Origin of the sequence: Rhodoluna sp., from assembly GCF_024639375.1 — a bacterium.
GTDB lineage: Bacteria > Actinomycetota > Actinomycetes > Actinomycetales > Microbacteriaceae > Rhodoluna.
In genome coordinates this window covers 24,872-39,180 of record NZ_JAHEIM010000006.1, presented here as the reverse complement: position 1 = coordinate 39,180, position 14,309 = coordinate 24,872, and the positions used below count along the sequence as shown (strand labels likewise).

Sequence of the window (14,309 nt, the reverse complement as noted above, 5' to 3'; positions counted from 1 at the left end):
AATTAAATGAGCAACCTACCTGTAGTTCCGCACTGGATTAACGGTCAAGAGGTACCAGGCAAGCCCGACCACGTTGCATTGGTTACCGACCCGGCTCTTGGTATTGCCACCAAGCAGGTTAACGTAGCCGGCGACGAGGAAATTGAAGCAGCTTTTGCAAGCGCACAGGCAGCGTTCCCAAAGTGGCGGGACATGTCACAGGCTCGCAAGCAGGCCATCCTTTTCAAGTTCCGTGAACTTGTCAACGAGCGCAAGCACGAGTGTGCCGAACTAATCACCGAAGAGCACGGCAAGGTTCTTGCCGACGCACTTGGCGAAGTTACTCGCGGTCAAGAAGTTGTTGAGTTTGCTTGTGGCATGCCTCACCTTCTAAAGGGCATGTTCAGCGAAAATGCGTCAACCGGTGTTGACGTTTACTCAATTCGCCAGGCACTAGGTGTAGTTGGCGTAATTGCTCCGTTCAACTTCCCGGCGATGGTTCCAATGTGGTTCTACCCAATCGCTATTGCCGCCGGCAACACAGTTGTTATCAAGCCTTCTGAAAAGGTGCCAAGTGCAACTCTTTGGATGGCTCGTCTCTGGAAGGAAGCTGGTCTTCCTGACGGCGTATTCAACGTGCTAAACGGTAACCGTAAGACCGTACAGTCAATGCTTGAAGACGAGCGCATCAAGGCAATCTCTTTCGTAGGTTCAACACCTGTTGCCAAGTACATCTACGAAGAAGGTTCAAAGCACGGCAAGCGCGTTCAGGCACTTGGTGGCGCGAAGAACCACGCGTTGATCTTGCCAGACGCTGACCTAGACCTAGTTGCCGACTCAATGATCAACGCAGGCTTCGGTTCTGCCGGTGAGCGTTGCATGGCAATCTCAGTTGCTGTTGCTGTTGAGCCAGTGGCTGATGACCTGATTGCAAAAATCGTAGAGCGCATGGGCAAGTTGGTCACCGGTGACGGCCGTCGCAACTGCGACATGGGCCCATTGGTTACCAAGGAGCACCGCGACAAGGTTGCTGGCTACATTGAAATCGCAGAGAAAGACGGCGGCCGCATCATCGTTGATGGTCGTAAGCAGGAGTTCGACGGCGCAGCTGATGGTTTCTGGCTTGGCCCAACCCTGATCGACAACGTTCCACTAACTTCAAAGGCTTACATCGACGAGATCTTTGGCCCTGTGCTAAACGTCGTTCGCGTGAAGAGCTACGACGAAGGTGTTGCTCTGATCAACAACGGTGCCTACGGAAACGGAACTGCAATCTTTACAAATGATGGTGGAGCCGCACGTCGCTTCCAGAACGAAATCGAAGTTGGCATGGTTGGCATCAACGTTCCTATCCCAGTTCCAGTGGCTTACTTCTCATTCGGTGGTTGGAAGGAGTCAGCGTTCGGTGACACCAAGGCTCACGGTGTTGAAGGCGTAAAGTTCTTCACTCGCGAGAAGACCATGACTTCTCGTTGGCTAGACCCAAGCCACGGTGGAATCAACCTGGGCTTCCCACAGAACTAGTACCAAGAAACAAATGACGATGCAGTGGTTCTTTCGCGCAGGAGAATTGGCCCAAGACAATTGGGACGTTCTTGTTGATGCTTCAATTCCAGGGTGGCAACACACTGGGGTGCGCGTTGGAACCTTGCATGTCGGTCAACACCTTCATATTCCGGCGGATGGCGTTGAACGCCTAATCACTCCGCTTGAGGGTGAAGGGTTCAAGGTTGATTATCGCCTTGAGGGCGAAGATCACTTTGCCAGTGCACAGCTGCGCGGGCGCGAATCGGTTTTTCACGGCCCAGCCGACAACATCTATTTGCCAGTAGCCACCGAAATCAAAATCGAAGGCACCGGACGTGTAATCATTTCGGAAGCTCCAGCTAAGAACAAGAAACCGGTTCGCTTTCAAGCTGCCGAAGACTGCCCGGTTGTGGTGCGCGGCGCTGGTCACGAAACTCGACAGGTCTACGACATCGGTGGGGCAGAAGCGCTAGACGCTGACCGTTTCATTGTGGTTGAAGTGATCGTGCCATCGGGCAACTGGTCTGGTATGCCACCACACAAACACGACACATTTATCCCAGGGGTTGAATCAAACCTCGAAGAAATTTACTACTTCGAAACAGCGGTCTCGCGTGGTCTAGGCAACCCGGTCAACAGCGACCCAACCGGTTTCTTGCGCGCATACGCTTCGGATGATCGCCCAATAGATATCACCGAAGAAGTGCGAAGCGGTGACGTCGGATTGATTCCTTATGGTTGGCACGGGCCGGTAATGGCAACTCCTGGTGCCGACCTCTATTTCTTAAATGTTATGGCTGGGCCTGACCCAGAGCGCACCTGGAATATCACCGATGATCCGAACTACGCGTGGATTCGCGAAACCTGGCGCCACAAAGATCCAGACCCAAGACTTCCTTACACCGCATAACCAAACTGCAAAGAAAGTAAAACCATGGCTACTCGCAGAATGTCAGTAAGCCAGGCAATCGTTGAATTCCTGGCACACCAGTACACCGTCGATGGCGACATCCGAGTGCGCACAATTGAGGGCTTTTATGGCATTTTTGGCCACGGCAACGTTGCCGGCATCGGTCAAGCGCTAAAGCAGCTTTCAGTTGCTGACCCGCAGCGGATGCCTTATCACCAGGCTCGCAATGAGCAGGCTATGGGCCACGCGTCTATTGCTTTCTCGCGCATGACGCGACGACGTTCAACCTATGCCTGTGCTGCCTCGGTTGGCCCGGGTGCTGCAAACCTTTTGACCGCAGCTGCGGTTGCAACCACCAACCGTTTGCCAGTATTGCTGTTGCCATCAGACACTTTTGCTAACCGTGTTGCCGACCCTGTGTTGCAGCAGTTGGAACAGCCGCACGATTCAAGCATGACCGTGAACGATGCTTTCAAGCCGTTGTCACGATTCTTTGATCGAGTGACTCGACCAGAGCAAATATTCTCTGCACTGCTTGGTGCAATGCGCGTTCTTACCGACCCGGTTGAGACCGGTGCGGTCACTATTGCCTTGCCAGAAGACGTTCAGGCTGAATACATCGATGTTCCAGAAGAATTTTTGGCTGACCGCGAATGGCACGTGCGCCGACCTCGCCCAGACCGTGGAATCATCGATGCTGTTGCCAAGGTAATTCGAAACGCCAAGAACCCGATGATTGTTGCCGGTGGCGGTGTCATTTACTCTGACGCAAATGCTGAGCTTCGTAATTTTGTTGAAGCTACTGGAATTCCAGTTGGAATGTCACAGGCTGGCGTTGGTTCATTGGTATGGGACCACCCACAAAACCTAGGTGCTATTGGAGCCACTGGCACAACCTCAGCAAACCGCATCGCTGCTGAGGCTGATGTGATTATCGGTATCGGCACTCGCTACAGTGACTTCACAACCGCGAGCCGCACTGCATTCCAGAATCCAAATGTGAAGTTCATCAACATCAACATTGCTTCATTCGATGCATTCAAGCACGGCTCGGCATTGCCAGTTGTTGCCGATGCTCGCGAATCATTGGTTGAACTAACCGAAGAACTCTTGGGCTACACCGTTGCAAGCGACTTCGTTGCCAAGTACACAAATGAAAAGAAAATTTGGGACGAGGCAGTTGACGCTTCATTTGAAGACCAGCGCCGCGAACTTCCGGGTCAACCAGAAATCATCGGAGCAGTTCAGCAGTCTTCAGATGCTCGCGACGTGGTAATTTGTGCTGCCGGCTCTTTGCCTGGCGACTTGCACAAGTTGTGGCGAGTGCGCGACGACCTCGGCTACCACGTTGAATATGCATTCTCATGCATGGGCTACGAAATCGCTGCTGGACTTGGTGTTGCTCGTGCAGATAAAACTCGCGACGCCATTGTGATGGTTGGTGATGGTTCTTACTTGATGATGCACTCCGAATTAGTCACCGCAGTTGCCGAACGCCTAAAGTTCATCACTGTTTTGATTCAAAACCACGGCTACGCTTCTATCGGCCACCTATCCGAAGATGTTGGTTCTCAGCGTTATGGCACTAAATATCGCTACCGCGATGAGGCAGGCAACAACCACGAAACCGGCGATATTCTGCCAATCGACCTCGCTGCCAATGCTGAAAGCTATGGCGTGAAGGTGATTCGTGTTGAGCCTGGGCCAAATTCAATTTCAGATTTAAAGGCTGCGATGAAGCAGGCAAAGGAGTACGTTGGTGGCCCAGTGCTAATTCACATCAACAATGACCCGTTGATTTATGCGCCAGACGGCGAAGGTTGGTGGGACGTACCGGTGATGCCTGTTTCTGAACTCGACTCAACCAAGCAGGCCTATGTTGGCTATGTCGAGGCGCAGAAGAAACAGAAGGCACTTTTGGGCCGCGGAGCAGTGGAGCGCAAGCACTAATGACATACAATCTCGCGGCCTGTGCCGAAATGATTTTTCAGGACCTGCCATTCGTCGACCGTGTGAAAGAGATTTCTGCCGCCGGTTTTTTGGTTGAAATCTGGGACTGGTCAAATAAAGACTTGCCTGCATTAGCGGCAACCGGCGCAACTTTCTCATCTATGACTGGTTACCTTGAGGGCGACCTAATCACCGAGGATGGCGCAAGCCGTTTGCTAGAAACCGCGGCACTTTCGCTAGAGCAAGCCAAAGTAATTGACTCACCTCGGCTCAACCTGCACGGCACAGGTTTGGGTGAAGGCGGTTTGCCAGTGAAGCCAACCTATTCAGTTATAGATGCCGACTGGGTTAAGGCAGTTGACACGCTGACTCGCATGGCTGACTTGGCTGCAAAGCACAATCGCGTTTTCACGCTTGAGAATCTAAATAATGCGGTTGATCACCCAGGCGTACCATTCGCTAAGGCTGCAGACACCCTTGAATTAGTGCAGCGAGTAGACCACCCAAACCTTCGGCTAAATCTTGACCTGTATCACGCGCAGATTGGCGAGGGAAATCTAACCGAGTTAGTTGCAAAGTGTTTTGACTGGATTGGCGAGATTCAGGTTGCAGACGTGCCTGGTCGCGCGCAACCTGGAAGCGGTGAAATTTTCTACCCACGCATCGCTAAAGAATTGAAGCACCTGAACTACCGAGGTGTTGTTGCAATGGAAGCATTTGCCACTGGCAACTCACACGAGGCCCTCACCGAATTCCGCAACGCATTTACTGTTTAACATTTGATTCAATAATTACAAGGGAGTAAGAAATGGTAAAAATCGCACTTGATCCAACCCCGTTCCACAGCACTCACTCACTTCTTGAGTTTCCGGCGCTGGCGGCAGACCTTGGCTACAAGTATCTGCAGATGACTCCGCACGCGGATTTGATTCCGTTCTTCAATCACCCAAAGGGCGATGACGACCTGGTGAAGAAGTTGAAGAAGGCCGTTAAGGATGCAGGCATCGAGATTGCATCGACCTTGCCGGTGCTGCGTTGGTCGGGTCCAGACGAAGACGCACGTGAAGCTGCAGTGCGCTATTGGAAGCGTGTGATTCAAATCACCGCAGACTTGGGCGTTGACACCATTGGTACCGAGTTCAATGGTCGCCCAGAGCGAGCCGAAGAGTCAGAGCGCGCGTTCTATCGCTCGATGGAAGAGCTTGTGCCAATCATCGAAAAGGAAGGCATCAAGGTCTTTATCGATCCGCACCCAGATGACTTTGTAGAAAACGGCGTTGCTGCTTGGCGTGTCATCCGCGGCATCAACTCAAAGAATTTCGGCATGGTTTATGTGGCTTCGCACACATTCCACATGGGCAATCAGCCGGCTCAAATTCTTGAGGTAGCAAAAGACCGCGTGGGCATTGTGCACATGAGTGACACCATGGACCACACCGCTTCGCATGGATTGCGCTACATCACCAACCCGCCGGGCAACGCTGTGCGCGTACATCAGCACTTGCGCATCGGCGCTGGTGACGTCAACTTCGATGAAATGTTCAAAGGCCTCAAGGCCAATGGGTTCCTTGACAACCCAAACAGCATCATGTGCTCAAGCGTTTTTGCCGAAAACGAAAACGCTCGCGAAGTCTCAATCTTCCAGCGCGAAGCTATTGAGCAGCTTGTGGCCAAGCACAAGTAGATAACTTTGATTGCGGGTTGCCTTAGCGGGCAACCCGCTTTGTCTTTCTAGGATAGTTACATGGCCATCAATACCAAAGACAGCGGTACTCCGCGCCCGCCAACCATGGCAGACATTGCTGCGGCCGTTGGTGTCTCAAGACAACTTGTTGGACTAGTTTTTCGTGGCGCTCCTGGCGTTGGCGCAGAGACAGAAGCAAAGATTCGTGCTGCAGCAAAAGAACTAGGGTATCGGCCGAATTTGGCGGCACAAGCCCTGCGCCGTGAGGGTTCAAAATACATTGGTGTTGTCTTTCACACCGACCACAGCTCGATAAATGAATTAATACCTGAGGTGTATCGCCAAGCTTCGAAATTTGGATTTCAGGTCATCCTAAGCGCGGTTTCAGAAGCTCGCTCGGAAGTAGAGGCAATTGAAGAAGTGTTGGGCCATCGCTGTGATGGAATCATCTTGATGTCGAGCGGCTTGAGCCTTTCGAAAATTCAAAAACTGGCTCAAGAAATGCCTTTGGTGAGCATGGGTCGAAGGCTAACTAAAGTGCGTTGCGGTTTTGTTTCATCGCGCGGAGAAGCCGGAATGTTTGAAGCGGTTGAGTATTTGGTCCATCTTGGGCACAAGTCGATTACGTATGTAGACGGATCAGAAATGTACGACCACGAATTTCGCCTAGAGGGCTACAGTGCGGCGATGGCCAAGGCAAAGTTAAAAACCCATGTCATGCAAATATCTGGCAACTACACAGAGGTTGGTGGCGCCACTGCCGCAGATCGGTTGCTGGCTTTGAAAGTCAAACCCACTGCAGTTATTTGCAGCAATGACCAAATGGCATTCGGGCTCGTTCATGAGCTTCAAAAAAATGGCATTTCGGTGCCTCGCGACATTTCTGTGATTGGCTATGACGACACCATTGCGAAATGGCCATTTCTAAACCTGACGACTGTTCGACAAGACGCAGCAGAATTGGCGCAGGCGGCGGTGGAAGATCTAGCTGCTCGAATTCGAGGCGAAAAACTTCTATCAGAGACCTATCTGACCAGCTCAAAGCTTGTAATTCGTTCCACGACAGGTAAGCCTCGAGCCAATATTTAGCTTTCGTTTGAGCGAAAGCGCCGGCACTCCAAATCGTTATTTAAGAATGTCCTTATGTCATTACATTTGATTTAATTTGGACTAGATTGAAGCACGTAAATAGATTTGCCTCAATGGCGAGTTAGGGCAAGATGAGCAATCAAATTCGTGTTGGTACAGCACCGGATTCATGGGGCGTATGGTTTCCAAATGACCCAAAGCAGGTTCCATGGGAGCGCTTTTTAGATGAGGTTCAGGCTGCTGGATACCACTGGATTGAACTTGGCCCTTTCGGCTACTTGCCAACTGATCCGAACCAACTTTCCGATGTATTGGCAGAGCACGACCTGAAGCTTTCTGCTGGAACTGTATTCACCGGTTTTCATAAGGGTGATGACCAATGGAAGCGAGCTTGGGATCAGGCCCTAGATGTGGCTGGCTTAGTTTCGAAGCTTGGCGTAGAACATTTAGTAGTGATTCCAGACCTATGGCGCTCAGACGCAACCGCAGAGGTCCTTGAGTCTCGTGTGCTCGACAATGACCAGTGGAAAAAACTGGCCGCCGGTCACGACAAGCTTGGCAAGGCTTTGCTTGAAGAGTATGGCATTCACCAGCAATTCCACTCGCACGCAGATAGCCACATTGGCACCTATGCCGAAGTGGAAAGATTCCTGCAAGAAACAAACAAAGAGTTCACCAACCTTTGCCTCGACACCGGTCACTTTGCCTATTACCTAGGCGACAACGTGAAGCTAATGAATGCTTATCCAGAGCGCATCGGATACCTGCACCTCAAGCAGGTTCACCCCGACATTCTGGCTGACACCTTGAAGAACGATCTGCCGTTCGTAGATGCTGTTGCTGCTGGTGTTATGACCGAACCTGGTTTCGAAGGTGTGCCGGAATTTGCGCCGATCATTGAAAAAGCTGCTGAGATTAATCCAGAGATGTTCGCCATCGTTGAACAAGACATGTATGGCTGTGGCGTTGATGTTCCTGGCCCGATTGCCGATCGTACTCTTAAGCACATTATGAGCTGCACGCACGCAGCACGCCTACGCTAAAAAACTACTAAATAGAAAACCCCAGCGAGCAATCGCTGGGGTTTTTAGTTTTTAAGTTGCTATTTTTCAACCAAAGTGGCTTCGAATGAATAAAGATCTGGTCGGTAGCAGTGGTGTCCAAACTCAACTGCACGCCCAGAGTTGTCGTAAGCAGTTCTATCCATAGTTAGTAGCGCTGAGTTTTTGTCGATTTCAAGAATGTTCGATTCTTGCGCGGTTGATTTGCGAGCACCAATCTTTTGCTTCGCCACGCGAATGGTCACGCCACGACTGCGCATGATTTGATAAAGCCCGTGGGCGTTTAGTTCATCTTCGGTGATGTCAGTGAAATCCTCGGGCAGCCAGTTTTCCATAATCGAAACCGCAACCTTGTCTGCAAATCGCACGCGCTGCAAATAGAGCACTGAGGAACCAAGCTTCACACCAAGTTGTTCAGCAACCTTGGCGTCAGCTTTGGTGATTTTGTAAGTGAGTATTTTGGTTGAGGGTTTCTGACCGCTTCGCGAAAGGTCTTCATAAAGGGAAGTGAGCTCAACACCGCGGGTTACTTGACCGTGTACCACTTGGGTGCCAATGCCGCGACGGCGCACCAGCAGGCCTTTATCTACAAGATCCTGAATAGCGCGACGAACAGTTGGGCGACTGAGTCCTAGGCGATCACCCAATGACACTTCATTTTCGAGTCGGCTGCCAGCAGGCAGCGAGCCATTCATGATGGCTCCTTCGATTTTTTGGGCTACCTGAAAATAAAGGGGAACCGGACCCGAGCGGTCGAGGTCCATGAAAACTTCGATGGGCAGAATGTTCTCAACCTGGTTCATTTTGCTCCCGTCCTCATCGACCTTGTTTACACTTGCCAAACTTTGGCAACATGTAATGACATTAGCACTAAGTCCTCGGATTTTCCCGCCGTCAGTATGTCATAACATTGTCAAGTAGCGAAGTCGATGGTGACTTGGTGGCCGAATTCCGGCCGATGCCTTGCCGGCTGAAGCACATTCATTCGTAGTAGGGAACATAGATGTCACAACTTCGCTGGGGATTCATTGGCACGGGCTGGATTGCCGATGTTTGTTCAAAAGACCTCGACTTAGTCGCAATCAATAAATATGCAGTCGCGTCGAGAAGCGAAGACAATGCACGAGCATTTGCTGAAAGTCACGGCTTCGAAAAGTACTATGGCGGTTTTGAGGCGATGCTTCAGGATCCAAACGTCGATGTTGTCTATGTAGCCACACTTAACCCCTTTCACTATGAGCACACCAAGGCCGCTCTAGAGGCCGGCAAGCACGTGCTCTGCGAAAAGCCATTCACTATCAACGCAGGTCAGGCTCGCCAAATCATCGAGCTTGCACGTAGCAAAAACCTATTTCTCCTAGAAGCCATGTGGGTGCCGCACTTTCCAAAGTTCAAAATTCTGGAACAAAAAATTGCTGAGGGTCTAATAGGTGAACCAAAAACTTTAATGGCCAACATGTCGTTGTTTCAGTTGGAGCAAGATGGCTATGGCCGAATGTGGCACAAGGCTACCGCTGGCGGCACATTGCTAGATCTCGGAATCTATCCGCTGCATTTTGTCTCTCGCATGCTTGGAATGAAGCCGAGCAAAATTGTTGCCGCGGCGCAGCTAACTGAAAACGGTGAAGTCGATGAAGACACCTCAGCCATTTTGCAATTCCCGGGTGGTAAGACAGGAATTTTGCACAGCACTATGTCGGCAACCGGTTCAAACGACGCTGTAATTCTTGGTAGCAAAGGCCGAATCGAAATCGATAAAAACTGGTGGGAGCCTGGAGCGTTTCGCATCTTGGATCACGCCGATAATGTTCTCTTTGAATTCAAAGAGCCGCAAGAAGGCTCTGGCCGTCAATACCAATTCCTAGAGGTAGAGCGTTGCATAAAAGCTGGCTTGACCGAGTCACCAGTTCTAACTTTGGATGACACCATCACTGTGATGGAGAGCATGGACGAGATTCGTCGCCAAATTGGCGTGACCTTCGAGTGGGATAAATAAGCCTTCGCGACTAAGCGAAAGCTTTTTGCGCAGCCTCGTGTAGTTTGCCGTTGGTTGCCAACACTGAGGATGTGTCAGCGGTGAGGTCGCCATCTAGGGCGCTGAATTTGCCACCGGCAACCTCAACAATTGGCACCAGGGCAGCAATGTCGTAAATCTTTAGGTCGTGTTCGGCAACGATGTCGACCGACCCTTCGGCCAGCAGCATGTAGCTATAGAAGTCGCCATAGGCGCGGGTGCGCCAAACCTTGCGGCTCAACTCAATCAGTTGTGGCAACTTGCCCGATTGATCCCAAAGTTGCAGATTGTTGTAGCTGATTGAGGCATTTTCAAGATCGCCAATGAAAGAAACCTGAAGCTTGCGCACAGTGCCGTCAATGTCGCTGGTGAATGCACCCTCGATTGGGTCGGCCCACCAACGGCGGCCAAGTGCTGGAGCAGAAACCACACTCACGGTTGGTTTGCCATCGATGGCCAGCGCAATCAGAGTTGCCCAAACCGGAACACCGCGCAGGTAGTTAGCTGTGCCATCGATTGGGTCGATGATCCAAGTGCGACTAGCGGTGCCGGCTGAGCCATATTCTTCACCGATGATTGCATCGCTTGGTGCTCGCTCAGCAAGCAAGGCCTTCATGCCCTGTTCAACCGAGCGGTCGGCGTCGGTCACCGGTGAACGGTCTGGCTTGGTTTCAACCACTAGATCAAGCGCGTGAAAGCGCTCTAGTGAGATTTCATCTGCAACATCTGCCAGCGCAAGCGCCAACTCAAGGTCCGCTTGGTAGGTCATGCTATGAATTCTATTCGGCGTGATTTGAAAGCGAGCCAATCAGGCGTCTGAGTGAGTCCACTCGGGCTGCACCGCTGGCACCCAAAGCGCCGGCCTCAATTGCATCGTCGAGGGCACAGTCGGGGGCATCCGCGGTGTGATTGCAGTCGCGCGGGCAAGTTTCAATGACTGCGTATAGATCTTCAAATGATCGCAACAGATTCTCTGGCTTCACGTGACCGAGCCCAAAAGAACGAACTCCAGGGGTGTCGATGATCCAGCCGCCATCAAAGTTTTCGTCGAGTCGAATTGCACGCACCGAAGATGACGTGTGTCGACCGCGACCGGTCACAGCGTTGACTCCACCCGTCGCGCGTTGCGCGTGTGGTGCCAGGGCATTAACCAGAGTTGATTTTCCAACACCCGAGTGACCGACAAAAACCGTAGTTTGGCCGGCAAGAAAATCTTTTAGCTGATCCATCGCAGGCTTGTCTGAACGGTTCAAGACCACAGGAATGCTTAGGCCAGCAAAGTTGGCCAAGAATTCGGCCGGGTCAGCAAGATCGGTCTTGGTGATGATAAGAATTGGCTTCAGACCAGCATCAAATGCTGCCGCTAGATAACGATCGATCAAGCGGGTGCGTGGCTCAGGGTTTGCAATTGCCACCACAATCGCCATTTGGGTTGCGTTGGCAACAATAACGCGCTCAACCAAATCCGAGTCATCGGCACTTCGACGCAACAACGAGGTGCGCGGTTGAATGCGCACGATGCGGGCCAAGGCGCCTTCGGTCTCTGAGATGTCGCCAGCCAGCGCAACTCTGTCTCCAACAGCAGCACCAACTTTGCGTAGCTCTTTGCCAAGCGTGGCATTTACGATTCGATCTTCATCAAGCAGCAGAACGCGATAGCGACCTAGATCAACACCGAGCACCATGCCAATTGGCGCTTCGTTATAAGCGGGACGGTTTTTGGTTCGTGGCTTGTTGCCCTTTGGGTTTGGGCGAACACGCACATCTGATTCGTCCAGGTCGTTTTGACCCGGGTCTGGCTCATAGAGCCAACTCAATCGGCAACCTCAACTTCGAAGCCATTCTGCCAATCGCCGAAGCCCAACATCATGTGCCACATCGAAGCAAAGTTCGGCATGGTTTTCGAAGTGGTGGTGATGTCTTCAATTTCAATTCCGGGCACGCGCAAACCGATGATTGCACCGGCTGTTGCCATGCGGTGATCTTCATACGTGTGCCACAGTGCACCGTGCAGATTATCGCTTGGGTCAATCTCGAGACCATCCGGGGTTTCACGAGCGATGCCACCAATGCGATTAATTTCTGCAGCCAGTGCCGCTAGGCGATCGGTTTCGTGCCCACGCAGGTGTGCAACACCGCGGATGACAGTTGGCGTGCTCGCGATTGCCGCAAGTGCTGCGATAACCGGAGTGAGTTCTCCGCCGATTGAAAGATCAATATCGATGCCACGAATTTCACCGGTGCCAGTAATTTTCAAGCCGCCGTTTTCGCGCACAATGGTTGCACCCACCTGTTGCAAAATGCCGTCGAACTCATCGCCCACCTGTGTGGTTGAGTCAGGCCATCCCGAGATAAACACCGAACCACCAGCAACCATTGCAGCTGCCAAGAATGGGCCGGCATTAGATAGGTCTGGTTCGATGGCAACTTTGCCGCCAGCGATTGGCCCTGGCTCAACTCGCCAAACGGCTGCAGCCGGTGATGAAACCTTCACGCCGCGTTTTGCTAAGCAGTCCAGGGTCATTTCAATGTGTGGCATCGATGGCAGGTGCTCGCCAACGTGCCGAAGAGTGATGCCGTTTTCAAATCGGGCAGCAGCCAACAGCAGGCCTGAAACAAACTGGCTAGAGGCAGATGCATCGATGGTCACGTCGCCGCCGGCAACGGTTCCCGTGCCGTGCACGGTGAATGGCAAGGAACCGGTGCCTTGGTCTTCCACTTCAACGCCAAGCGCACGCAAGCTGTCGATGGTGGTGTGCATTGGTCGACGGCGCGCAGCCTCATCGCCATCAAACTGAATGTTGCCATTGGCAAGCAAAGCGGCCGGGGGCACGAAGCGCATCACGGTGCCGGCGAGGCCACAGTCGATTCGCGCATCCTGAGTAAATGGGTGAGGTGTCACCAGGATGCTGCCATCCTCGTGTTCAACAATTTCGGTGCCTAGTGAACGCAAGGCCTCAATCATCAGAGCGCTGTCGCGTGACTTCAAGGTGTCGGTTAGCAGGGTGGGTTCGCTGGCAAGCGCCGAGAGCACGAGTTCGCGGTTGTTTAGCGACTTTGACCCAGGCAGGGCAATTGCGGCGTCGAGCGCGGCATGGGCCACCGGCGCCGGCCATGGCTGGGAATTTTGAGGCGTAGTCATTAGTTCAAAGTTACCATGAGCAGTTTTGCAGGCACCGGGCCAGTCTTTGGGCGCACACGGCTAAACTCGAAATCAATGAAATCGAATGCAGAAGCCACCAAACAGGCCCAAATTAACGAATTTGAACAGCAGGCTTTGCCGCTGATGCCTCAGCTTTATGGTGCAGCCTTGCGCTGGACAAGAAACCCATCGGATGCAGAAGATTTGGTTCAAGAGACTTTCGCCAAGGCCTTTGTGGCCTGGGCGCAATTTCAGCAGGGCAGCAATCTAAAAGCCTGGTTGTACCGCATCATGACCAACACTCACATCAACTTGTACAACAAGAAGGCCAAAGATCAGGCCAAGGGTGGGCTTGACGAGCTAGAAGACTGGCAGCTGGGTTCAGCTGAATCAGTCACCGCTCTCTCAACCCGCTCAGCTGAACTTGAGGCAATTGATAACCTCCCGTCTGAGACCATCAAGAAGGCAATGCAAGAGATTCCAGAGGAGTTTCGCATGGTGGTTTATTACGCGGTGGTTGACGGTCTTCCATACGCTGAGATTGCTGAAATCATGAACACTCCGGTGGGAACTGTTATGAGTCGTCTGCACCGTGGCAAAAAACTATTGCGCACACTACTTGCTGAATACGCAGCTCAAGAGGGCTACGACACATCGAATAAAGACAACGGGGGCAAATAATGTCACAGTTCGATTGCCAAGAAACTAAGCGTCACGTGCACGAGTATTTGAACAATGAGCTGACAGAGCTAGAGATCACCGAGATCACGGCGCACCTAGCGGGTTGTGACAGTTGCGAAGGCGACTATGACATCGAGAATGCGCTGAACGGTGCAATTTCTCGTTCATGCGGCGAGGTACCTCCACAAGAACTTGCCGAGCGCATTCTTGCTCAGATACGCGAACTTCAAAAAGAGATTAAGCACTAAAGCTTAAGTAGAAATTCCGCATCA

Annotated in this window: 14 protein-coding genes; 10 read left to right on the top strand and 4 right to left on the bottom strand. The window is 52.0% G+C overall.

The features are described from left to right. Positions 1-6 precede the first annotated feature (6 nt). The 7 genes from Q0L28_RS03120 to Q0L28_RS03090 all read left to right on the top strand — a co-directional run bounded on the left by Q0L28_RS03120 (position 7) and on the right by Q0L28_RS03090 (position 8,182). Positions 7-1,503 (top strand): CoA-acylating methylmalonate-semialdehyde dehydrogenase, encoded by a 1,497-nt coding sequence (locus Q0L28_RS03120; RefSeq protein WP_296631459.1) that lies wholly within the window; start codon positions 7-9, stop codon positions 1,501-1,503. A 19-nt stretch (positions 1,504-1,522) separates the two neighbouring features. Continuing rightward, positions 1,523-2,416 (top strand): 5-deoxy-glucuronate isomerase, encoded by an 894-nt coding sequence (gene iolB, locus Q0L28_RS03115; RefSeq protein ID WP_296631456.1) that lies wholly within the window; start codon positions 1,523-1,525, stop codon positions 2,414-2,416. 24 nt (positions 2,417-2,440) lie between these two features. After that, positions 2,441-4,366, top strand: a complete 1,926-nt coding sequence (gene iolD / locus Q0L28_RS03110) for a 3D-(3,5/4)-trihydroxycyclohexane-1,2-dione acylhydrolase (decyclizing) (RefSeq protein ID WP_296631453.1) — start codon at positions 2,441-2,443, stop codon at positions 4,364-4,366. Further along, a complete protein-coding gene (locus tag Q0L28_RS03105) occupies positions 4,366-5,142 on the top strand; it encodes a TIM barrel protein (RefSeq protein ID WP_296631449.1) in 777 nt (258 codons plus the stop codon). Before iolD ends, Q0L28_RS03105 begins: the two co-directional genes overlap by 1 nt. Before the next feature lie 32 nt (positions 5,143-5,174). Continuing rightward, entirely contained in the window at positions 5,175-6,050 is an 876-nt protein-coding gene (locus Q0L28_RS03100) for a sugar phosphate isomerase/epimerase (RefSeq protein ID WP_296631445.1), read from the top strand. Positions 6,051-6,110: 60 nt separating this feature from the next. Continuing rightward, entirely contained in the window at positions 6,111-7,139 is a 1,029-nt protein-coding gene (locus Q0L28_RS03095) for a LacI family DNA-binding transcriptional regulator (RefSeq protein ID WP_296631443.1), read from the top strand. A 131-nt stretch (positions 7,140-7,270) separates the two neighbouring features. Further along, on the top strand, positions 7,271-8,182 hold the full coding sequence (locus tag Q0L28_RS03090; protein ID WP_296631440.1) for a sugar phosphate isomerase/epimerase: 912 nt from the start codon (positions 7,271-7,273) through the stop codon (positions 8,180-8,182). Between the two features lie 59 nt (positions 8,183-8,241). Here Q0L28_RS03090 and Q0L28_RS03085 read toward each other — a convergent pair whose 3' ends face one another. Further along, a complete protein-coding gene (locus Q0L28_RS03085) occupies positions 8,242-9,003 on the bottom strand; it encodes a GntR family transcriptional regulator (RefSeq protein ID WP_296631436.1) in 762 nt (253 codons plus the stop codon). Between the two features lie 200 nt (positions 9,004-9,203). Here Q0L28_RS03085 and Q0L28_RS03080 point away from each other — a divergent pair, with 200 nt between their 5' ends. Then, the gene (locus tag Q0L28_RS03080; protein ID WP_296631433.1) at positions 9,204-10,196 is read left to right on the top strand and encodes a Gfo/Idh/MocA family oxidoreductase; all 993 of its coding nucleotides are present in this window, start codon (positions 9,204-9,206) and stop codon (positions 10,194-10,196) included. Between the two features lie 10 nt (positions 10,197-10,206). On the opposite strand, the gene Q0L28_RS03075 is transcribed toward Q0L28_RS03080, so the two are convergent. The 3 genes from Q0L28_RS03075 to aroA are packed head-to-tail and all read right to left on the bottom strand — an operon-like array spanning position 10,207 to position 13,356. Then, complete coding sequence (locus tag Q0L28_RS03075) at positions 10,207-10,983, bottom strand: inositol monophosphatase family protein (protein ID WP_296631429.1); 777 nt, start codon at positions 10,981-10,983, stop codon at positions 10,207-10,209. A 10-nt stretch (positions 10,984-10,993) separates the two neighbouring features. Next, on the bottom strand, positions 10,994-12,031 hold the full coding sequence (rsgA, locus tag Q0L28_RS03070; RefSeq protein WP_296631427.1) for a ribosome small subunit-dependent GTPase A: 1,038 nt from the start codon (positions 12,029-12,031) through the stop codon (positions 10,994-10,996). Next, entirely contained in the window at positions 12,028-13,356 is a 1,329-nt protein-coding gene (gene aroA / locus Q0L28_RS03065; RefSeq protein ID WP_296631425.1) for a 3-phosphoshikimate 1-carboxyvinyltransferase, read from the bottom strand. The genes rsgA and aroA overlap by 4 nt, the downstream gene beginning before the upstream one ends. A gap of 75 nt (positions 13,357-13,431) precedes the next feature. Here aroA and Q0L28_RS03060 point away from each other — a divergent pair, with 75 nt between their 5' ends. Next, positions 13,432-14,037 carry a sigma-70 family RNA polymerase sigma factor gene (locus Q0L28_RS03060; RefSeq protein WP_296631422.1) on the top strand — a complete coding sequence of 202 codons (606 nt, stop codon included), beginning with the start codon at positions 13,432-13,434 and terminating at the stop codon, positions 14,035-14,037. Continuing rightward, entirely contained in the window at positions 14,037-14,285 is a 249-nt protein-coding gene (gene rsrA / locus Q0L28_RS03055) for a mycothiol system anti-sigma-R factor (protein ID WP_296631419.1), read from the top strand. Before Q0L28_RS03060 ends, rsrA begins: the two co-directional genes overlap by 1 nt. The last annotated feature ends 24 nt before the right edge of the window (positions 14,286-14,309 follow it).